This is a genomic window from Natrialba sp. PRR66 (assembly GCF_034808065.1).
Classification (GTDB): Archaea; Halobacteriota; Halobacteria; order Halobacteriales; family Natrialbaceae; genus Natrialba; species Natrialba aegyptia.
The window spans coordinates 188,195-206,586 of the sequence record NZ_JAXHGN010000001.1 but is presented as its reverse complement, the minus strand read 5'-3'; the positions used below and the strand labels follow the sequence as shown (position 1 = coordinate 206,586).

General features: G+C 63.8%; 18 protein-coding genes. 11 read left to right on the top strand and 7 right to left on the bottom strand.

All coding sequences use genetic code 11. The features are described 5' to 3' along the window. Positions 1 to 129: 129 nt before the first annotated feature. Positions 130 to 1,500 carry a tRNA pseudouridine(54/55) synthase Pus10 gene (locus SM755_RS00955; RefSeq protein ID WP_323171058.1) on the top strand — a complete coding sequence of 457 codons (1,371 nt, stop codon included), beginning with the start codon at positions 130 to 132 and terminating at the stop codon, positions 1,498 to 1,500. Between the two features lie 27 nt (positions 1,501 to 1,527). Here the strand turns inward: SM755_RS00955 and SM755_RS00950 are convergent, their stop codons facing one another. Next, positions 1,528 to 1,707 carry a hypothetical protein gene (locus SM755_RS00950; RefSeq protein WP_323171057.1) on the bottom strand — a complete coding sequence of 60 codons (180 nt, stop codon included), beginning with the start codon at positions 1,705 to 1,707 and terminating at the stop codon, positions 1,528 to 1,530. A gap of 177 nt (positions 1,708 to 1,884) precedes the next feature. Between SM755_RS00950 and rnhB the strand changes: the two genes are divergently transcribed. Both rnhB and SM755_RS00940 read left to right on the top strand, forming a co-directional pair. Then, positions 1,885 to 2,616 carry a ribonuclease HII gene (gene rnhB / locus SM755_RS00945; protein ID WP_323171056.1) on the top strand — a complete coding sequence of 244 codons (732 nt, stop codon included), beginning with the start codon at positions 1,885 to 1,887 and terminating at the stop codon, positions 2,614 to 2,616. A gap of 73 nt (positions 2,617 to 2,689) precedes the next feature. Then, positions 2,690 to 3,703, top strand: coding sequence for a sodium:calcium antiporter (locus SM755_RS00940; protein WP_323171055.1), 1,014 nt, complete (start codon positions 2,690 to 2,692; stop codon positions 3,701 to 3,703). 382 nt (positions 3,704 to 4,085) lie between these two features. On the opposite strand, the gene SM755_RS00935 is transcribed toward SM755_RS00940, so the two are convergent. Further along, entirely contained in the window at positions 4,086 to 5,738 is a 1,653-nt protein-coding gene (locus SM755_RS00935) for a preprotein translocase subunit SecD (protein WP_323171054.1), read from the bottom strand. Next, complete coding sequence (gene secF, locus SM755_RS00930; RefSeq protein ID WP_006664634.1) at positions 5,735 to 6,631, bottom strand: protein translocase subunit SecF; 897 nt, start codon at positions 6,629 to 6,631, stop codon at positions 5,735 to 5,737. The genes SM755_RS00935 and secF overlap by 4 nt, the downstream gene beginning before the upstream one ends. A gap of 129 nt (positions 6,632 to 6,760) precedes the next feature. On the opposite strand from secF, the gene SM755_RS00925 reads away from it, so the two are divergent. Continuing rightward, positions 6,761 to 7,129 (top strand): hypothetical protein, encoded by a 369-nt coding sequence (locus SM755_RS00925; RefSeq protein WP_323171053.1) that lies wholly within the window; start codon positions 6,761 to 6,763, stop codon positions 7,127 to 7,129. Positions 7,130 to 7,199: 70 nt separating this feature from the next. Here SM755_RS00925 and SM755_RS00920 read toward each other — a convergent pair whose 3' ends face one another. Then, positions 7,200 to 7,700, bottom strand: coding sequence for a DUF5812 family protein (locus tag SM755_RS00920; protein WP_006664636.1), 501 nt, complete (start codon positions 7,698 to 7,700; stop codon positions 7,200 to 7,202). 104 nt (positions 7,701 to 7,804) lie between these two features. Between SM755_RS00920 and SM755_RS00915 the strand changes: the two genes are divergently transcribed. Further along, a complete protein-coding gene (locus SM755_RS00915) occupies positions 7,805 to 9,112 on the top strand; it encodes a glucose-6-phosphate isomerase (RefSeq protein WP_323171052.1) in 1,308 nt (435 codons plus the stop codon). A 120-nt stretch (positions 9,113 to 9,232) separates the two neighbouring features. Then, a complete protein-coding gene (locus SM755_RS00910; protein ID WP_323171051.1) occupies positions 9,233 to 10,357 on the top strand; it encodes a type II CAAX endopeptidase family protein in 1,125 nt (374 codons plus the stop codon). A 31-nt stretch (positions 10,358 to 10,388) separates the two neighbouring features. Here SM755_RS00910 and SM755_RS00905 read toward each other — a convergent pair whose 3' ends face one another. Both SM755_RS00905 and SM755_RS00900 read right to left on the bottom strand, forming a co-directional pair. Beyond that, positions 10,389 to 10,847 carry an NOB1 family endonuclease gene (locus SM755_RS00905; protein WP_006110183.1) on the bottom strand — a complete coding sequence of 153 codons (459 nt, stop codon included), beginning with the start codon at positions 10,845 to 10,847 and terminating at the stop codon, positions 10,389 to 10,391. A gap of 4 nt (positions 10,848 to 10,851) precedes the next feature. Beyond that, complete coding sequence (locus SM755_RS00900; RefSeq protein ID WP_006110184.1) at positions 10,852 to 11,097, bottom strand: PRC-barrel domain-containing protein; 246 nt, start codon at positions 11,095 to 11,097, stop codon at positions 10,852 to 10,854. Positions 11,098 to 11,344: 247 nt separating this feature from the next. Between SM755_RS00900 and infB the strand changes: the two genes are divergently transcribed. After that, positions 11,345 to 13,168, top strand: a complete 1,824-nt coding sequence (infB, locus tag SM755_RS00895) for a translation initiation factor IF-2 (protein ID WP_006664639.1) — start codon at positions 11,345 to 11,347, stop codon at positions 13,166 to 13,168. Positions 13,169 to 13,285: 117 nt separating this feature from the next. Here the strand turns inward: infB and SM755_RS00890 are convergent, their stop codons facing one another. Continuing rightward, positions 13,286 to 14,299, bottom strand: coding sequence for a PH domain-containing protein (locus SM755_RS00890; RefSeq protein ID WP_323171050.1), 1,014 nt, complete (start codon positions 14,297 to 14,299; stop codon positions 13,286 to 13,288). Positions 14,300 to 14,509: 210 nt separating this feature from the next. On the opposite strand from SM755_RS00890, the gene SM755_RS00885 reads away from it, so the two are divergent. From SM755_RS00885 to SM755_RS00870, 4 genes are all read left to right on the top strand, one after another. Continuing rightward, positions 14,510 to 14,860 carry a hypothetical protein gene (locus SM755_RS00885; RefSeq protein WP_323171049.1) on the top strand — a complete coding sequence of 117 codons (351 nt, stop codon included), beginning with the start codon at positions 14,510 to 14,512 and terminating at the stop codon, positions 14,858 to 14,860. Between the two features lie 168 nt (positions 14,861 to 15,028). Then, positions 15,029 to 16,720 carry a glutamine hydrolyzing CTP synthase gene (pyrG, locus tag SM755_RS00880; protein WP_323171048.1) on the top strand — a complete coding sequence of 564 codons (1,692 nt, stop codon included), beginning with the start codon at positions 15,029 to 15,031 and terminating at the stop codon, positions 16,718 to 16,720. Then, positions 16,720 to 17,637 carry a glutamine-hydrolyzing GMP synthase gene (gene guaA, locus SM755_RS00875; protein WP_006664643.1) on the top strand — a complete coding sequence of 306 codons (918 nt, stop codon included), beginning with the start codon at positions 16,720 to 16,722 and terminating at the stop codon, positions 17,635 to 17,637. The genes pyrG and guaA overlap by 1 nt, the downstream gene beginning before the upstream one ends. Then, the gene (locus SM755_RS00870) at positions 17,634 to 17,993 is read left to right on the top strand and encodes a CTP synthetase (protein WP_323171047.1); all 360 of its coding nucleotides are present in this window, start codon (positions 17,634 to 17,636) and stop codon (positions 17,991 to 17,993) included. The genes guaA and SM755_RS00870 overlap by 4 nt, the downstream gene beginning before the upstream one ends. Positions 17,994 to 18,392: the final 399 nt, after the last annotated feature.

Below are 18,392 nucleotides of genomic sequence, written 5' to 3'. Positions count from 1 at the left end.
GAGCGATGACGCCGACGGTCTGTCGACGAGGCGAGCGCAGCGGAGAGACCGAAGAGAGCGTGGGAAAGCCACGCAAGAGCGAGTCGGGAAGGGAAAACGTGTTACCCACGGCCGCCCGACCCATGGGATATGACGACGCTCGAGGACGACGCCCGCGCGCTGCTCGCGACGGGGCCGCTCTGTGATTCCTGTCTCGGTCGCCCCTTTGCCGACCGGAGTTTCGGCCTGACGAACGCCGAGCGCGGCCGGGCACTTCGGACGACCATCGCACTGGCCGACGACGCGGACTACGATCCCGACGACCCCGACGCGTGCTGGGTCTGTGAAGGCTACTGCGGCACCTTCGATGCCATCGCCGACACCATCGTCGCTGAACTCGATGGCGTCGGCTTCGAGACCTACCAGGTCGGGACGAAGGTCCCGCCGCTGGTCGAAGAGAACGAGCGCCTCCTCCGGGAGGACGCGGCTCTCGAACCCGACAGCGGCGAATCGCTCAAACGCGAGATGAACCGCGAGGTGGGCCGCCGCGTCGGCGCGAAGACGGGTACCGAGGTCGACTTCGACCGACCGGACGTACTGGCGGTCATCGATCTCGAGGGATTCGATCCCCTCGACGTGCTCGAATCGGGCGCGGCAGCCGAAGTCACGAGCCACGCGGTCGACGTACAGATCAATCCGGCCTTCGTCTACGGGCGCTACCGCAAACTCGAGCGCGACATTCCCCAGACGGAGTGGCCCTGCCGGGAGTGTGGCGGCAGCGGCATCCAACTCGGCGACGACGGCGAGGAACCCTGTGACTACTGCGGTGGCTCGGGATACATGTACGAGACGAGCGTCGAGCAGACGGTTCGACCCCACGTCGTCGACGCGATGGACGGCGACGAGGGAACCTTCCACGGCGCGGGCCGCGAGGACGTCGACGCCCGCATGCTCGAGGCGGGCCGCCCGTTCGTCCTCGAAGTGAAACGACCCCGGAACCGCGACCCCGATCCAGCGGCGCTCGAACGCGAGATCAACGAGGCCGCCGCGGGCTCCGTCGAAGTCGCGGGACTCCGGCTGGCGACCTACGAGATGGTCGAACGCGTCAAGGAACACGACGCGAGCAAACACTACCGCGCGGACGTCGAGTTCAGCGAGCCGATCGACGAGACGGCGTTCGAGGATGCGCTCGCCGAACTCCGGGGCACGACGGTCGAACAGGACACGCCCCAGCGCGTCGACCACCGACGGGCGGCGCTGACCCGCGATCGGACGGTCTACGACATCTACGGCGACCTGTCCGAACCGACCCGGGCCGAGGTTCGAATCCACGGTGAGGGTGGCCTCTACGTGAAAGAACTCGTCAGCAGCGACGACGGGCGAACGGAGCCGAGTCTGGCCGGCCTGCTCGGTACCGACGCCGAGGTGACGGCGCTCGACGTGACCGGCGTCGAGGGAGAGACCGAGCCGTTCGAACTCGAGGAGTACTTTCGGGACGAGCCGCGAGCCGACGAGGAGTAGCGCTTCCGTTCCTGCAAGGCAGCAGAGTTACGAATCGCCACGCTCGGTTTCATCGGCGAGTGCTTCGAGCCGACCGAGTTCGCCTTCTGCGTCCGATGATCGTCGATGCTGCGGGGACATGATCGGCTCTCCGGAGCCCTCGATGCGTTCGTCGGCATCCTCGACGGCGATCCGTTCGCGCAGCCACGCGAGAGCACCTCGAATCATGTTTGTTCTAGTACCATTCACGGCGACGACCAAAAGTGTACGCCACGTCTCGGGTTCGGTCCCCATCGATTCGCTCGTCGTTCTCGACGCGACCCGGCCGCTGCCACCCGTCGGTCACTCGGTGAAACGGACCGGAAGAACGCAACGGTTTACCGATCCGCGACCGACCCCCTGCGTATGCCATTCGGCGTCGACGAAGCCGGCAAGGGTCCGGCCCTGGGGTCGATGTTCGCCGCCGCCGTCCACGTCGAGACGGACGCGGCGCTCCCCGACGGCATCGCGGACTCGAAACGACTCGCACCCGCCCGCCGCGACGAACTCGCGGACACGCTGCGAGCCGACGACCGGATCGGTATCGGTCTCGCCGAAATAACGCCCGCGCAGATCGACGACCCCGAGACGGACATGAACTCGCTCACCGTGCGAGCGCACGCGCAGGCGATCGAATCCCTTTCGACGGCGAACGAAACCAAGGACGAGAACAAGAACAAAAACGAAAATGAAAACGAAAACGGAAACGGAAACGGAAACGGAAACGAGTTCGCCGCCGATCCGCTAGCGGGACTCTGCGACGCCTGCGACACCGACGCCGAACGCTTCGCGCGGCGAGTAACAGACGCCTGCGCGCTCGAACTCGAACTCGACGCACGCCACGGCGCGGACGAGGACTCGCCGATCGTCGGGGCGGCGAGTATCGTCGCCAAGGTCGCACGCGATGCGCACGTCGAGACGATCGCCGACGAGTTCGGCTCGGTCGGTAGCGGGTATCCGAGCGATCCGACGACCCGGGAGTTCCTCGAACGCTACGTCGACGAGCACGGCGAGTTACCGCCGGTGGCGCGAACGTCGTGGGCGACGTGCGAAGACGTGCTTGCGGCGGCCGAACAGACGGGGCTCGGTCAGTTCTGAGACGGCTCGTTGCGAGCGGTCGATGACAGTCGTGTTGTTTTATGTGAGTTCTCTTCCCGAGTACACGTAACACGTGCTCGATATTCTGCTCCTGCTCGCGCTCGCGACGGTTGCCACCGGCGTCGTCTGGAAGGGCAGTTCCTGGCTGGAATCCGCTTCGAACAGCCTCGCGGCCGGCTACGGCGTGCCGCCGGTCGTCCAGGGCGCGCTCATCGCCGCTGCCGGTTCGAGTATGCCCGAACTGATGAGCGTGCTCCTCGCGACGCTCGTACACGGGGAGTCCGGACTCGGCGTCGGCGCGATCGTCGGCTCAGCCGTCTTTAACCTGCTCGTTATTCCCGGCCTCGCCGCGCTCGCCGGCCCCGGAGAGATGCAGACGAACCGCAAACTCGTCTACAAGGAGTCGCTCTTTTACATGCTCTCGGTCGCCGTGTTGCTGCTGACGTTCTCGCTCGCGGTGATCTACTATCCGATCGGCGAGAACGGCGTCCGGGGCACCGTCACGGGCCCGCTCGCGCTGTTCCCGCTCGCGCTGTACGGGCTGTACGTCTTCACGCAGTACCTCGACACCGCCGAGGACGAACTCGAGGTCGATACGAGCATCAATCTCGCCAGGAACTGGCTCTGGTTCGGGCTGGGGCTGGTCGTCATCATCGTCGGCGTCGAAGGGCTCGTCCGTGCGGCGGTCGGGCTCGGCGACGCCTTCGGAACGCCGTCGTTTTTGTGGGGGATGACCGTGGTCGCGGCGGGGTCGAGCGTTCCGGACGCGTTCGTCAGCGTCGTCGCGGCGCGGTCCGGCCGCTCGTCGGTCAGTCTCGGTAACGTGCTTGGAAGCAACATTTTCGACCTGCTCGTCGCGGTGCCGATCGGCGTTCTCGCCGCGAGAGGAATGGATATCCAGTTCGCCCACGTCGTTCCGATGATGGCCTTTCTCGTCCTCGCGACGGCGATCTTTTTCACGATCGCGCGGACCGATATGCTCCTCTCCGAACGGGAGGCCTGGTTCCTGCTCGGCGTGTACGGCCTGTTCGTGCTCTGGCTCCTCCTCGAGAGCATTGGGCTGCTCTCTATCATACAGACATCATAGGAGCGTTGCAACGGCAGGCGCGCGATTCTTCTCTCTCGCAGCGATCACTCGACGTGGCGATCGAGCGAAACCGGAGATAACGGAGGTCATAACTGATGCCGATCTGTACACAGTGTGAAACCCACGTCTCAATCGACTTCGTCCGTGCACACGGTGACGAAAAGGCAGGTACCGTCGACTGGTGTCCGCGTTGCCGTGAGAACTGATCGGGCGACCCCAGTCGCCGTATTCTGTAGTGAACGGCTCGTAGCGGCCGCGATAGCGTGCTTGTGGTCGGAACGGTCGCGGAAATCAGGATTCGGATTGTGGTTGGAACCAGAATCAGAGCCAAAACCAAACCGGCGCAGCGCAAAAGACGAGTTCGGCTGAACGGTCTCGCTCGTTACTTATCCGTGAGCAGCCGCTCGAGGATCCCCCCGTAGGCGGGCCGCGTGATGAGGACCCCGATCAGCACGCCGAGGATCGTGATGATGGCGAACCCGCGGAGGTCGCCGAGGCTCAACACCGCGAGCGGCGACAGCGCGATAACCGTCGTTGCCGCGGCGGCTCCGATGACCCAGAAGGCCTTGCTAAAGCGAGACTCGAAGACCCGCTGTGAACTCACGTCGCCGTCGCTCATCACCTCGTCGGCGATGATGATGAGGTCGTCCACCCCCGTCCCGACGACGGCGATGAATCCGGCCACGTGCGAGAGGTCGATCGGCATTCGTATCAGCGCGGCGAAGCCGAGCAGGATGACGACTTCCGAAAGCGCCGTCACGATCATCGGTGCCGCGACGCGCGGGTCGCGATACCGGAGGAAGACGACCCCGCTGACGGTGATCACCGAGAGGACCCCGATCAGGAGCGAGAACGTCTTGAACTGATCGGCCAGCGCCGGTTCGGTGGAGTAGGTCTGTTCCTGGCTGAAATCGAGCGGCGCGGTCAGCGCTCCCGACTGCAGGTTCACGGAGAGGTACTGAGCGTCCTGCTGGGTCGGGACGATCATTCGGAACCCGGGATCGTTCGCCCAGGTGCCGGATTCCATATCACCGCCGAGTCCGCTCCCCATACTGTGGGCGTCGATTATCTCGTCGTCGACGACCGTGAGCATACACCACTGTTGCTGGTCCTGATCGAAGTTGAACTCGCCGGCGTCACGGTCGTGGACCGAACACTGGCCGATCCCCTCCGAGGTAAAGCCGTACTCGTTCATCGCGCTTTGGAACTCGGAGGCCGCGCTGTTACCGTCGGAGCCTTCCGTATTATCGACCGTCACCGGCACGTAGTGCGTGCCCTCTTGCTCGTCGAATGCAGGTGGGCTGATATCACTGAAGTCGTCGTCGTTGAGAACAGTGTCGTTGGTCTGATTCCCGTTCCCGTCGGGATGGTACGCGACGATCTGGACGTCGCCGCGGTCGCTGAGCAGGCCCCGAAGTTCCTCCGGACTCATCCCGGGAACCTCGGTGACGATGTAGTAGCCGCCGTCGACGGTCGCCTCCTGGTAGACGTTTCCGCCGGAGAGGCCCGCTTCGTTAACCCGCAACTCGATCGTATTGATCATCTCGTCGCGCGTCTCCTGCGTGACGCCGTTTTCGACGTCGTCTTCGGTCACGTCGAGGCCGGCGCTCTGGAGTGCGCTTGCGAACTCCGCCGCGGTGACGTTCTCGGTGAAGACCTCGGCGGTGTATCGGTCGTCGTTCTCGTGGTAGCGCACGGTCGCATCCGAACGCTCGATGTCGAGTTCAGTGTAGAGCGTCGACTCGATATCGCGTTGCTCGTTGTCGTCGATGTCGAGTTCGTCGACCGTCATCCCGGTTGCGGGTGCGCTCACTCGCGTCCCGCCGTCAAGACCGATCCCGTACTCGAGGTTCGTAAAGCCCTCGTCGCCGGACTGGTTGGCAGCGGTTTCGTTGTCGCCGAGATTGTCGGCGAGGGAGTCGTCCGCCATGATGCCGCCCGGGATGAACAGGGCGACCAGGGCGAACGCGAGGAAGGCGACGAGCAGGATAACCCGCCAGTATTCCTTGACGAAGGCGATCGGATTCGTGCTCATGATCGCACCCCCTCGAACTTGTACCAGCGAAGCAGACTCAGGTTCAACAGGTAGGTGTTCATCAGGTCAGCGGCGAGGCCGACGAAGAGGATGGTCCCGATCGACGCCAGGAGTTCGATGCCGAAGAGCGAGGCGACGATTCCCATGACGAGCATCGCGGCCATGGAGGTGACGGTCATCGTCACGCCGGTCGTCATGGCTCGCGAGGTGCTCTCGTAGAAGTCGCCGCTTCGGCGGAGTACGTGGTTGTTCAGCAGGATGTCCGAGTCCACCGAGTACCCGATCAACATCAGGAGTGCGGCGACGGTCCCGAGCGAGAGCGAGATGCCCGCGATCGACATGAACGCGAGCGGGATCACGAGGTCCGAAAACGCCGAGAGGACGATCGCGATGGAGGGGACGAACGTCCGAAAGAGCAAGAACGTGAGCGCGCTCATGCCGACGAACGCGACGGCGATCCCGAGCAGCGCGGTCTGTTGGGTCTGGGCCGCGAAACTCGCTGACGCCGTCGATTCCTGCTGAACGATTTCGGCGTTTCCATCTTGCTCGAGTTCAGCAGCGGCTTGCTCACTTAACGTTTGAATCGCCTCGTCGTCTTCGATGCCAGCGAACTGGACGGTATACTGATTGTCGACGCCGGGAGCCTGGATGCGTTGGATGGAATCCGGTTCGACGCTGAACGCCGTCTGGATCTGGGCTTCCGAGGACGTCGTCTGGATCGTCAGCTCTGCACCGCCCGTAAAGTCCATGCCGAGTGGCACTGGTGCGCCGGTGAGCAGAAACGAGCCGCTCAACACGAGCAGTGCAACGGCGAGGAGTCCGAGCGGTACCGCCGCGAGCTGGCGGTTAGTGTACCGGGGATACTGTATGTCCGGTACGTCGAAATACCCCATATATCGGACCACTGGGTGTCACCCGAGGTAAGCCTTCTCAATTTTAGTCGTCTGTTCCAGAACGAATTGGCGTGAAACGACTCCCGATCAAGCCTCACGCTCAAGCCGTCCGAGCCCCTATCAGTGACTATGACAGCTGACTCACGCGCCCAGTCCGACCGGCAGCATCGAACTGACTCGCGAGGCGAGACAGCGGCCCGAGTCGTCGTTTCGTACCCCGCCGACCTCTCGGAATGGGGTCGGTTCCAGATCGAAAAGCCGTCGTTCCGCGCCTTCCTTCGCAAGACACGCGACCACGCACGCGAAGGTGATCGGTGGGAGGAGTTCGTCGGCGTCGGGTGCTGCGGGAACTCGCTCGACGTCCCGCTTCGCGTCGAGGCGGTTGAAGGCGGCGCACTGATCGACGCGGACACGGAGATCAGCTACGAAATCCGCGAGGCCTGCGGTATCGAGGGCAGTTGGCGCGTGCAGAGCGAGGACGGGCCGAGTCGAGCCTAACGGGACGGGTTCTCGTTTTGTGGTGGTGGCGTACTGTCGGGTAGCGTACTGCCGCAATGGGACGAGTGACTCAGTCGGGCAGGTAGCGAACGCTCAGCACGCCGGTATCGTCCTGGGACTCGGACGACGCCTCGGTTGCGGCCCGACGAACCTCCACCCGAACCGCACCGAGGCGAGCCGCCCGCGCGATCGTCTCCTCGTCCTCGAGCACGTCCCGGGCTGCCGCTTCGAGTTCATCGCTCGGCACGCAGAAGACGTGAATCTCGCCGGTGCCGGCGCGTTCCTCCTGGATGAACTCGCCGGGGTCGGCGTCGGCGGCGAGTTCGGTGGCGTGCTGGGTGGGGTCGAGGTCGCTGTCGACGAGGTCGACGGAGCGTCGCTCGGTCACGTCGATCACTTGCCAGGTGACCTCGAGCGGGGGGTCGGGGGCGACGGTGGCTTCGAGCACGTCGTTCGGTTCGAGGCCGGGATTCGACGCGAGCGTGTGGACCTGCGTCGTCTCGACGTCGCGGACGACGGCGGAGTCGTCCTCGGCGTGGGTGACGACGAAGGTGCCGGTTTTCTCGGTCATGTGCCGGCGTAGGCATCCGTGCGGTTTCGGGGTTTCGGGTCGCTCCGACGGATCGGCCGCCGGATGACGGAACGTCTTTACCGCAGGCGGTTGCCCTCTCGCACATGAACGTTGACATCGGAAACGCGCTTTCGGCGGTTGCCGCTCCAGGGATCTCGCGGGCGGCGCTCGAGCGCCTTGACGAGCAGGTCGCGACTGCACACGAGCGCATCGAAGCCGGAATGGAGGCCGGCGAGCACGGTTACGCCGCGTTGAACCTGCCGAACCGGACGGACACCGACGAGATACGGGTTGCCGTCGACCGGGTAACCGGCCCCGACACGAGCGCCATCCTCACCGTCGGGATCGGCGGCAGCGCACTCGGTGCGGCGACGATCACCGACGCGCTGAACGACGCGGACGATCCCGAGGCGATCTACCTCGACAACGTCGACCCCGACTGGCTCTCGGCAACGCTCGATCGGCTCGACCTCGAGACCACCGTGCTCAACGTCGTCTCGCGCTCGGGCACGACCGCCGAAACGCTCGCGAACTTCCTCGTCGTCCGCGAGGCCTTCGAAGAAGCCGGCGTCGACTGGACCGAACGAACCATCGTCACGACCGGCGACGGCGGGCCGCTCCGTGAACTCGCGGAGCGCCACAATCTGCCCTCGCTCGCCGTTCCCGACGGCGTTCCGGGTCGCTTCTCCGCGCTCTCCGCGGTCGGGCTGGTCGCCGCCGCCGTCTGCGGCCACGATCTCGATGCCCTGCTCCGCGGGGCGGCCGCCGAAGCCGAGACGCTCACCGGCTCGTTGTTCGAGTGTCCCGCCTACGCCTACGGCGCGACCACCTACGCGCTCGACGCACGCGGGGCGCGCACGAACGCGATGATGGCCTACGCGGAGTCGCTGGAAACCTACGCCGAATGGTTCGCCCAGCTCTGGGCCGAAAGCCTCGGCAAGGACGACCTCGGCCAGACGCCGGTCCGCGCGCTCGGCGTGACCGACCAACACTCTCAGTTACAGCTCTATCGGGCCGGCCCGCGGGATAAACTCGTCACCTTCGTCACGGTGCAAGAGACCGCGACCCGGCCGATCCCCGACACCGACGTCGACGCCCTCGCCTACCTCGGTGACGCCTCGCTCGGCGACCTGCTCGACGCCGAGTTCGAAGCGACCGAAGCGAGCCTCGCCGCCGCCGGCCGCCCCAACGTCCGCATCGAGATCGACCGCGTCGACGAGTTCGAACTCGGCGGATTGCTCTACGGCATGGAGGCCGCCTGCGTGCTCGCGGGTGAACTCTACGGGGTGAATACGTTCGAGCAGCCGGCCGTGGAGTGGGCGAAGAAGGCGACTCGCGGTCTGTTGGGCGGTGGCGAGTTCGCGGAGGCCGAGGCGGTCGCCGAGAAGACGGAGTTGCGGGTCGAGCGGTAACGGGACGGCTCGCGCCGAGAGTCGAGCGGATCGGCTTGCGGGGGTGTCGTTTCCGGAGGAGTATCCGGAGTGTGGAGCCGGTTGCGGAGCCCATATGTGGACGCGTACGAAACGTGACGTATGAACCAAGCCACAGGGGCCGATGAGGCTGCTGCTGTGACGTCTGCAGCCGTTCCCGGTCTCGGAGCGGTCTTTGCTGCCGTGATGCTCGTGGCGACGTTGCTTCCCGTTACGCGCGGGATCGAGAGTCCCGCAATCTGGGTGGCGGCCGCGTTCGCAGTCGTGACCGCTGTCGCCTTTCTCGCCAGTCGTCGCGGGAGCCTCGACCGGCAACTGGCTGCGGTCGTCGCGGGCGCGTCGAGTATTGCCGTTGTCTTGCTCTCGGGATACGCGCTGAATCAGGGGATACCCGTCTCGATCGAGGTTCCCGGCGTCCGCTCGTCGTTTTCGCTGGTCTTTGCGGCCTTCGTAACGGGCGGGCTTGCCGTGAGTATGGCCGTTGCGGATTACTTCGGGATCGGGCTGGCCGGACTCAAGGAGCGAACGCAACGGACGACGATACTGTCTGCGCTCGGTTTTGGCGGATTGCTCGCCCCGCAGGTGGGTGCGCTCGTGATTGCACTGCCCGTGATGGCGGCGGTCGGCGAACTATCGCGGATCCAGTCAGTCGTCGTGAGCCAACTTGGGATGGCGCTTGGAACGGGGGTCCTGGTCTGGTGGTACCTCTCGGTGACCGGACGAGACCTGTCGTATATCGATCTGCGACGGCCGACGGGACGAGACCTCCTGTTGATCGTCGGCGGTGTGCTCACCATCTTCGGCGCACTTGGGGCGATCACGCTGCTCTTTCAGGCGACCGGCGTCGAGAGTTCGGATCACGGGACGACCCAGCAGGCGGCGGAGAACCCCGAAATACTGCTGGTTCTGGTACCGGCCTCGATCCTCGTCATCGGTCCCTTCGAAGAGTTGCTTTATCGAAATATCGTCCAGAAATCGCTGTACGAGTCGTTCTCCCGAGTCGGTGCCATCCTGATCGGCGGCGTCATCTTCGCGATTATTCACACCCAGGCCTACTGGACCGCCGGCCCGGGGCAGGTCGTCGCGAGCCTCGCTGTTATCTTCGGTCTGGCACTCGTGCTGGGGACGCTGTACGAACGGACGGAGAATCTACTCGTGCCGGCGCTCGTTCACGGCGTCTACAACGCCGTCCTCTTTGCAAACCTCTATTTCTCATATAGCGTGTAACCCGGCACGCGCCGTCGAGAGCCTGCTGACGTTATGACGGGTTCTTCCGCGCGAGTTCGGAGCCGCAGATCGGACACCGTTCTTTTTCCTCGTCGAACTCGCGGCCACAGCCCTGACACTGGTAGTGCCAGTGGCGCTGTTCCTCGATGCCGTCGCGGGCGATCACGTCGACGGCGACGTTTAATTTCTCGGAGACGTTTTGCATCGCGTAGTCGTCGGTCACGAGCGTGGCGTCGAGTTCGAAACTCGCGGCGACGAGGCGGATGTCGGTATCGGAGAGGACGCTCAGGTCGCCGGACTCTTTGGCGGCGCGGCGGACCTTCTCGGTGGTGTCCTCGTTCGGGATATGGATGTGCATGCCCGAGCCCTCCATCGCGTCGAAGCGATAGGCGCTCTCGTCTTCGAGTTCCTCGCGGACGAGGGGGATGGTTGCAGTCTGTTCTGTTGTGTGAAAGTCGTGGATAAAAGCCGAGGAGTCGAGAACGTACATACCCTTAGCGCTGGACGACGATGTAGTCTTTGACCGCCTGGACGCGGCTAACGGAGACGAGGAATCGACCGGCGTCGTCGACGCTGAAGTCGACGGCCCGCTCCGGAAGTTCCTCGTCCGGCTCGATAACGAGGTTGTGTAGTTGACCCGATTTCAGGTCCATGGTGATGTTGTACAGCAGCCCCAGTTCGGTGCCGTCCGACCCCATGACGGACTTGCCCGAGAGGTTTTCAGCGAGTATCTCACTCATGCATACTCGTATTTACTAATCGGTATTAAAAACCTCGGGCTCAACACTGTTTGCGACGGCCGGTGAAGTCGCCGCGTCGCGCCAGGTGGGAACTCCGCTCCCGCGTGCGGGTTCCCGACAAGAGCGTTCGGAAACCCTGCTGGCCGTCGTGAGCACCCACACGTCTGCACTCGGCTGCGGGGCGTGACGATGGGTTTAACTACCGCCCTCCGGATTCTCTAGTCAAGAGCTTCTCTGGTGGTTCATCATGTCGGATACCGATACGGACACGGACACAGACGCGGGCGCACGCAACTCCACATCTCTCAGAACGCCGATCGTCGCCGTCCTCGGACACGTCGATCACGGGAAGACGAGTCTCCTCGATAAGATCCGCGGCTCGGCGGTCATCGAGGGTGAAGCAGGGGCAATCACCCAGCACATCGGCGCGACGGCCGTTCCGCTCGACGTGATCTCTTCGATTGCGGGCGACCTCGTCGACCCCGATGACTTCGATCTCCCCGGCCTTCTGTTCATCGACACGCCGGGACACCACTCCTTTACGACGCTCCGTTCTCGCGGCGGCGCGCTGGCTGACATCGCCATCCTCGTCGTCGACGTCAACGACGGCTTCCAGCCCCAGACGCTCGAGGCGCTCGACATCCTCAAGCGCTCGGAGACGCCGTTTATCGTCGCGGCGAACAAGATTGACACCGTTCCCGGCTGGAACGCAACCGAGGACTCGCCGATCAACGCGACCTACGAGGCCCAGACCGACCGCGTCAGTTCGCGCCTCGACGAAAGCCTCTACGAGATTATCGGCAACCTCTCGGACGAGGGCTTCTCCGCGGACCTCTACTGGCGGGTGCAGAACTTCCAGCGCAACGTCGGCGTCGTCCCCGTCTCGGCGATGACCGGCGAGGGCGTTCCCGACCTGCTCACCGTCATGATGGGACTCTCCCAGCGCTATATGAAAGAAGAGATGGAGATCGATGTCACCGGCCCCGGCGTCGGCACCGTTCTCGAAGTCAAAGAGGAGAAAGGCTTCGGGACGACCATCGACACCGTCCTCTACGACGGCACGATCAGGGCCGACGATCAACTCGTCGTCGGCGGCATGAACGAACCCATCGTCACCGACGTGCGCGCGCTGCTCCAACCGCGCCCGCTCGCCGAAATCCGCACCGAGAGCCGGTTCGAAAAAGTCGACGAAATCTCGGCCGCCTCCGGTATCAAAATCGCCGCCCCCGAACTCGAAGACGCGATGGCCGGCGCACCCGTCCGCGTCGTCCGCAACCGCGACCTCGACGAGGTTATTCAAGAGGTCGAGGCCGAACTCGCAGATATCGCCGTCGACACCGCCGAAGAGGGCGTCGTCGTCAAAGCCGACACCCTCGGCAGTCTCGAGGCGATGGCCGACGCACTGGACGAGGCCGAAGTACCGATCGTTCGCGCCGAAGTCGGCGACGTTGCCCCCCGAGACGTGTCGGTCGCTTCGACCGCCGACGACCCGAAACAGCAGGCCATCCTCGGATTCAACGTCGAGACGCTCTCCGACGCCGACCAGCGCGCCGAAACCGAAGACGTGACGATCTTTACGGACGAGGTCATCTATCAACTCATTGATGAGTACGAGGAGCACGTCGACGAACTCGAACGCGCCCAGCAGGACACCATCCTCGACAACATCGTCCGCCCCGCCCGCTTTCGCATCCTTCCCGACCACACCTTCCGCCAGAACGACCCCGCCGTCGTCGGCGTCGAGGTGAACTCCGGAACCGTCCAAAACAACACCAACATCGTGAAATTCGACGGCTCCGAACCCGAGCGCGTCGGGCAAGTCAAAGGAATTCAAGAGCAAGGCGAAGACGTCGACGAAGCCCGCGCCGGCAACCGCGTCTCCGTCGCCATCGACGGCCCCACCGTCGGCCGCCAGATCGAGGAAGACGACGAACTCTGGGCAGAAATCCCCGAGAAACACGCCAAGATCTTAGAACAGGAACTCGCGAGCGAAATCCCCGGCGACGAACTCGAGGCGCTGAACATGTACCTCGACAAACAGCGCAGCCGAGATCCGTTCTGGGGCAAGTAACGACGGATAGCGCCGATATTTTCCGGACTGATATCGTCGTCGACAGTGCTAACGGCGATCAAACCGCGTCAGAACGGTGCGTCAGAACGGTGCGTCGGAACGGCGCTTCAGCAGCGGTCACTCGGTCGTCTCGAGTTCAGCTGCCCCGTCGGTATCTGCCGTCGTCTCGGTCGCAGCCGAACGGTCGGGAACCGACGCGCTGCTTTCGTCGCCTCGCCCGTCATGCAACTGGTTCGTTTCGGGCTGTCGAACGCGATCGAGTGCATCCCGAAGCGACTCGGCATCGGACTCGATCGCCTCCCGGTCGCAGCGAACGTCGAGCCAGCGGGAGGAAAACCGGCCGAACCACTGCCGTTCGAGGACGAGTTCGTCGTCGGTCAGCCGAACGTCGGTGATGGCGTCCCAGGGGATGAGCTTCCGCGCGAACGGGCGTTTGTGGATGAGCCCTGCCTCGTGGGCCCGGAGTTCGGGCGGGTTCCACCGGTCGCCGGGATCGAGTTCGTTCCAGCTTCCCGGGCCGCGGTGGGATGTGAGAAAGATCAGGACGCCGTAGAGCGCCCAGATCAGCCCCTCTCCGTTGCCCGCCGCCGCGGTGACCAGTCCGAAAACGACCACCAGACCCATGATTCCGGCGAAGATGAACTCGCTGGGGCTGATGCCGGCCGGATGGTACTCCCAGTTCGCGGCCGGCTCCTCGGGCGTGAGCGCCGCGACGTAGCGATTGCGGCTCATTCGATCGAGGCCGTACGCCGAGATGGTGGTCAACAGCGCGAAAACGCCCACGACGAGCTGGAATCGAGCGGTGAGGTCGACTGCGATGACGGCCGGAACGGCGACGAGCACTGCGAGCACGACTGCCGGAAGATAGCAGGCAAGTCGTCGCCACCGACTGCGACCGATCCGCTCGGGAAGGCCGTAGGCTCGTTTTGCGAGGATGTGCCCGAGAATCGCCACGCAGGTGACCAGACTGGGCAGGATACCGAGCAGCGTCGCCGTCGCTGCCCCGGCCGCGGTTCCCACGGCCGCCGCGATTCCCGTGACGACGACCCCGAGATAGAACCCGAAACCGGCCTGAAAGCTGATATCGGGGTCGCTAATCTCGAGGGTCGCCTGCTGTTCGTGAGCTGTCACTGATAGGTACCTCACTCATCCCTATCGTCAAATACGCTTTGGATACTCTCTTGCTCCGATGTCTCTCTGATCCCACCGATCCCAACGGGATCCGTCTCGGTTCGCGACGACCGTGTCTCCAGCGCGTGAACTCGATCCCGAAGCGAGGTGCTCGGTCGGGTTGCGAGTTCCACTAGAATCATTATATGGCCACTGTGAATAGTGTTATCTATGCTCGTCCACTGTCGCCAGTACAAACACGAGGAGGTTCAGTTCGATGATAATCGGACGACAGGCGAGTCTCAGACAGAGGATACGGTCAATCCGGATTCGGAGGACTATTTCGGGGCGGATATCGATGATTTTGATGTTGAAACCTGGGACACTGTCGAGTTCAGGGGCGATCCGATCCAGCGCCGCTCCGTCACGATAGACGGCGTCACCGCTGTCTCCGTACCGGACGATCCGACCGAGAAGGATGATGGCGACCTTCCCGGGGGAACGGTCCAACTCCGCCTGGATAGCGGCATCGAAACCCTCGAACGGGCCGCGATCGTCGAAGTGCAAGACGAAAACCCCTAGTCGGGACGAAAGCAGACGGGCGTGCAGGCAGTCGATCAATCACGGGGAAGGTGAGCGGGCGATCATCGTCGAATCCGACCGGGAACTGTGTGCTCTCGGCGTATGGTAGCTACTGTCGTTTCCGATCCCCTCCGAAATCGTTTTCAACCGCTCACGCGGACACTCGGTATGCCGACGGAACCGGACACTCATTATGACCCCTCCCTGGGGAACAAGTTCATCTTCGTCACCGGCGGTGTGATGTCGGGACTCGGTAAGGGAATTACGGCCGCGAGCACCGGCCGGCTTCTCAAAAACGCCGGGTTCGACGTTACCGCCGTCAAGATCGATCCGTACCTGAACGTCGATGCGGGGACGATGAACCCCTACCAGCACGGAGAGGTGTACGTCCTGGAGGATGGCGGCGAGGTCGACCTCGACCTGGGGAATTACGAACGATTCCTCGACGTCGATATGACCTCGGACCACAACATCACCACCGGGAAAACCTACAAACACGTCATCGAGAAGGAACGCGCCGGCGACTACCTCGGGAAGACGGTCCAGATCATCCCGCACATCACCGACGACATCAAACGCCGCATTCGCGAGGCTGCCGAGGGATACGACGTCTGTATCGTCGAAGTCGGCGGGACGGTCGGAGACATCGAAGGGATGCCCTATCTCGAGGCCCTGCGCCAGTTCGCCCACGAGGAAGACGAGGAGGACATCCTCTTTACGCACGTCACCCTCGTCCCCTACTCGAAAAACGGCGAACAGAAGACCAAGCCGACCCAGCACTCGGTCAAAGAGGTCCGCTCGATCGGCCTCCAGCCCGACGTGATCGTCGGCCGCTGCGAGGACAAACTCGACCCCGAGACCAAAGAGAAGATCGCGCTGTTCTGCGATATTCCGACCGACGCCGTGTTCTCGAATCCCGACGTCGAGGACGTCTACCACGTCCCGCTGATGGTCGAAGACGAGGGACTCGACCAGTACGTCCTCGAGCGATTCGGCCTTGCCGACGAGGCGCTGCCGGAGGGCGAACGAGCTAACGAGTGGCGCGACATCGTCACGACGGAGAAATCGGGAACCGTCGACATCGCACTGGTCGGCAAGTACGACCTCGAAGACGCCTACATGTCGATCCACGAATCGCTGAAACACGCCGGCTTCGAACTCGGCGTTGACGTGAACGTCCACTGGGTCCACGCCGACGGAATGGCCGACGGCTACGACGACCAACTCGAGGACGTCGACGGCGTCATCGTCCCCGGCGGCTTCGGGATGCGCGGGACGGAAGGCAAGATCGAGGCGGTTCGATACGCCCGCGAGAACGACGTCCCCTTCCTCGGACTCTGTCTCGGCTTCCAGATGGCCGTCGTCGAGTACGCCCGCAACGTCTTGGGACTCGAGGACGCCCACTCCGCCGAGATGGCCGAGGACACGCCCAACCCCGTCATCGACATCCTCCCCGAACAGTACGAAGTCGAGGACATGGGCGGGACGATGCGGCTGGGCGAGCACACGACCGTCATCGAACCTGAAACGCTCGCCTACGACCTCTACGGTGACACCTCCTGTTCCGAGCGCCACCGCCACCGCTACGAGGTCAACCCCGAATACTTCGAGCAGTTCGCCGACGAACCGCTGACCTTCTCCGGGACCGCGGGCAACCGGATGGAGATCCTCGAACTCGAGGACCATCCGTACTTCCTCGGAACGCAGTTCCACCCCGAGTACACGTCACGTCCGGGCCAGCCGAGTCCACCGTTCCTCGGATTGGTCGAGGCGGTCATCGACGGCAGTACGACCAGCGCCGCGGACACCGCCACCGAAACGGACGGCGAAACCGACACCGAAACAGAGGTAACCCACTGATGGTAGACACTGAAACGTTCGTTCCAGACGCGATCGACGAAATCCGGGCCGAAATCGGCGACGCAAACGCCGTCATCGCACTTTCCGGCGGCGTCGACTCCTCCGTCGCTGCGGCCCTGGCTTACGAGGCTATCGGCGACCAACTCACACCCGTCTACGTCGACACGGGCCTGATGCGCAAGGGCGAAACCGCCGGCATCCGCGACACGTTCGATTACATGGACTCCCTGCGGATCGTCGACGCGAAAGACCGCTTCCTCGACGCACTCGCCGGCGTGACGGACCCCGAAGCAAAGCGCGAAATCATCGGCGAGCAGTTCATCCGCGAGTTCGAACGCGAGGCGACGGAAGCCGACGCCGACTACCTCGTCCAGGGGACGATCTACCCCGACCGCATCGAAAGCGAGGGCGGCATCAAATCCCACCACAACGTCGGCGGGCTCCCCGACGTCGTCGACTTCGACGGCATCGTCGAACCCGTTCGCGACCTCTACAAAGACGAGGTCCGCGACGTTGCCCGTCACCTCGACTTAGAGGAGGTCGTCGCCGAACGGATGCCGTTCCCCGGCCCCGGCCTCGCAGTGCGGGTCATCGGCGAAGTCACCGACGAAAAACTCGAGGTCGCACGCCACGCCTGCCACGTCGTCGAAGACGAACTCGAGGAGTACGACCCGTGGCAAGCGCTGGCCGCCGTGATCGGCAAAGCCACGGGCGTCAAGGGCGACAACCGCGTTCACGGCTGGGTCGTCTCCGTCCGGTCGGTCGAATCCCGCGACGGAATGACCGCCCGCGCACAGGAAATCGACTGGGAGACACTCCAGCGCATCCAGTCCCGGATCACCGGCCAGAACGACAACGTGGCGCGCGTCGTCTACGACGTGACCCACAAGCCACCGGCAACGATCGAGTACGAATGAGTGACACAGACGCTGAGACAGATCCAGACAAAGGCCCGCACGCAATCGTCGCCGGCCCCGACGAGGACGGTCTCGCCGACGCGCTCGAAGCCGAAGGCGTCACCGTCACCAGACTCGGCGGCGTCATCTCGCGCCCGCAATTAGAGGAGGCCGGTATCGTCGAAGCCGACCTCTACGTCCTGACCGACATTGACCAGGCGACGACGATTCCGATCGTCTGCGATCTCACCGACGACCTGCGGACCGTTACCTACGCCCGCCGGACCGTCCCCGAGTTCGTCAAGGGCCAACTCGACCTGGCGATCGATCCCCGCCTCATGTCGCCCGACATCGTCGCGGATGAACTCGCCGAATAGGCGGGAGCATCCCGCGACCCTTCGACGGTTATTCCGGCAATTTCTGCCACCCACGAGCCTGCTACCGCCAAATTGACCAGCAAGACCGGATTCACACCTTTAAACGGTTCTAATGCTCATATTGAGCGATTAAATCCGGGTTAAACTCGGGAAAATCCGGCACAAGAGCAGTGGACCATCACCCCGGTTCAAGTAGGTCCCGCCAATAGAGACAGGTGGAGGTCGACGGGTACACCTCACCCGAGGCACCCACGACTCCCGTGACTTCCAGCAATCCCACCACAGCACCCTTCCCCCCACCATTGCCACACCGCAATCGCTGTCCCGTGGGAACTGCACCAGCCCGCGGGCAACTGCGGCTCTGGCACCTGTACTCGGGGCGTCTTTCGTCCCGAGTCC

What these genes read in the sequence shown, in the direction of transcription:
- SM755_RS00955 (WP_323171058.1), top strand. Translation starts at nt 130, where the DNA reads ATGACGACGCTCGAGGACGACGCCCGCGCGCTGCTCGCGACGGGGCCG.
- SM755_RS00950 (WP_323171057.1), bottom strand. Translation starts at nt 1,707, where the DNA reads ATGATTCGAGGTGCTCTCGCGTGGCTGCGCGAACGGATCGCCGTCGAG.
- rnhB (WP_323171056.1), top strand. Translation starts at nt 1,885, where the DNA reads ATGCCATTCGGCGTCGACGAAGCCGGCAAGGGTCCGGCCCTGGGGTCG.
- SM755_RS00935 (WP_323171054.1), bottom strand. Translation starts at nt 5,738, where the DNA reads ATGAGCACGAATCCGATCGCCTTCGTCAAGGAATACTGGCGGGTTATC.
- secF (WP_006664634.1), bottom strand. Translation starts at nt 6,631, where the DNA reads ATGGGGTATTTCGACGTACCGGACATACAGTATCCCCGGTACACTAAC.
- SM755_RS00925 (WP_323171053.1), top strand. Translation starts at nt 6,761, where the DNA reads ATGACAGCTGACTCACGCGCCCAGTCCGACCGGCAGCATCGAACTGAC.
- SM755_RS00920 (WP_006664636.1), bottom strand. Translation starts at nt 7,700, where the DNA reads ATGACCGAGAAAACCGGCACCTTCGTCGTCACCCACGCCGAGGACGAC.
- SM755_RS00915 (WP_323171052.1), top strand. Translation starts at nt 7,805, where the DNA reads ATGAACGTTGACATCGGAAACGCGCTTTCGGCGGTTGCCGCTCCAGGG.
- SM755_RS00910 (WP_323171051.1), top strand. Translation starts at nt 9,233, where the DNA reads ATGAACCAAGCCACAGGGGCCGATGAGGCTGCTGCTGTGACGTCTGCA.
- SM755_RS00905 (WP_006110183.1), bottom strand. Translation starts at nt 10,847, where the DNA reads ATGTACGTTCTCGACTCCTCGGCTTTTATCCACGACTTTCACACAACA.
- SM755_RS00900 (WP_006110184.1), bottom strand. Translation starts at nt 11,097, where the DNA reads ATGAGTGAGATACTCGCTGAAAACCTCTCGGGCAAGTCCGTCATGGGG.
- infB (WP_006664639.1), top strand. Translation starts at nt 11,345, where the DNA reads ATGTCGGATACCGATACGGACACGGACACAGACGCGGGCGCACGCAAC.
- SM755_RS00885 (WP_323171049.1), top strand. Translation starts at nt 14,510, where the DNA reads ATGCTCGTCCACTGTCGCCAGTACAAACACGAGGAGGTTCAGTTCGAT.
- pyrG (WP_323171048.1), top strand. Translation starts at nt 15,029, where the DNA reads ATGCCGACGGAACCGGACACTCATTATGACCCCTCCCTGGGGAACAAG.
- guaA (WP_006664643.1), top strand. Translation starts at nt 16,720, where the DNA reads ATGGTAGACACTGAAACGTTCGTTCCAGACGCGATCGACGAAATCCGG.
- SM755_RS00870 (WP_323171047.1), top strand. Translation starts at nt 17,634, where the DNA reads ATGAGTGACACAGACGCTGAGACAGATCCAGACAAAGGCCCGCACGCA.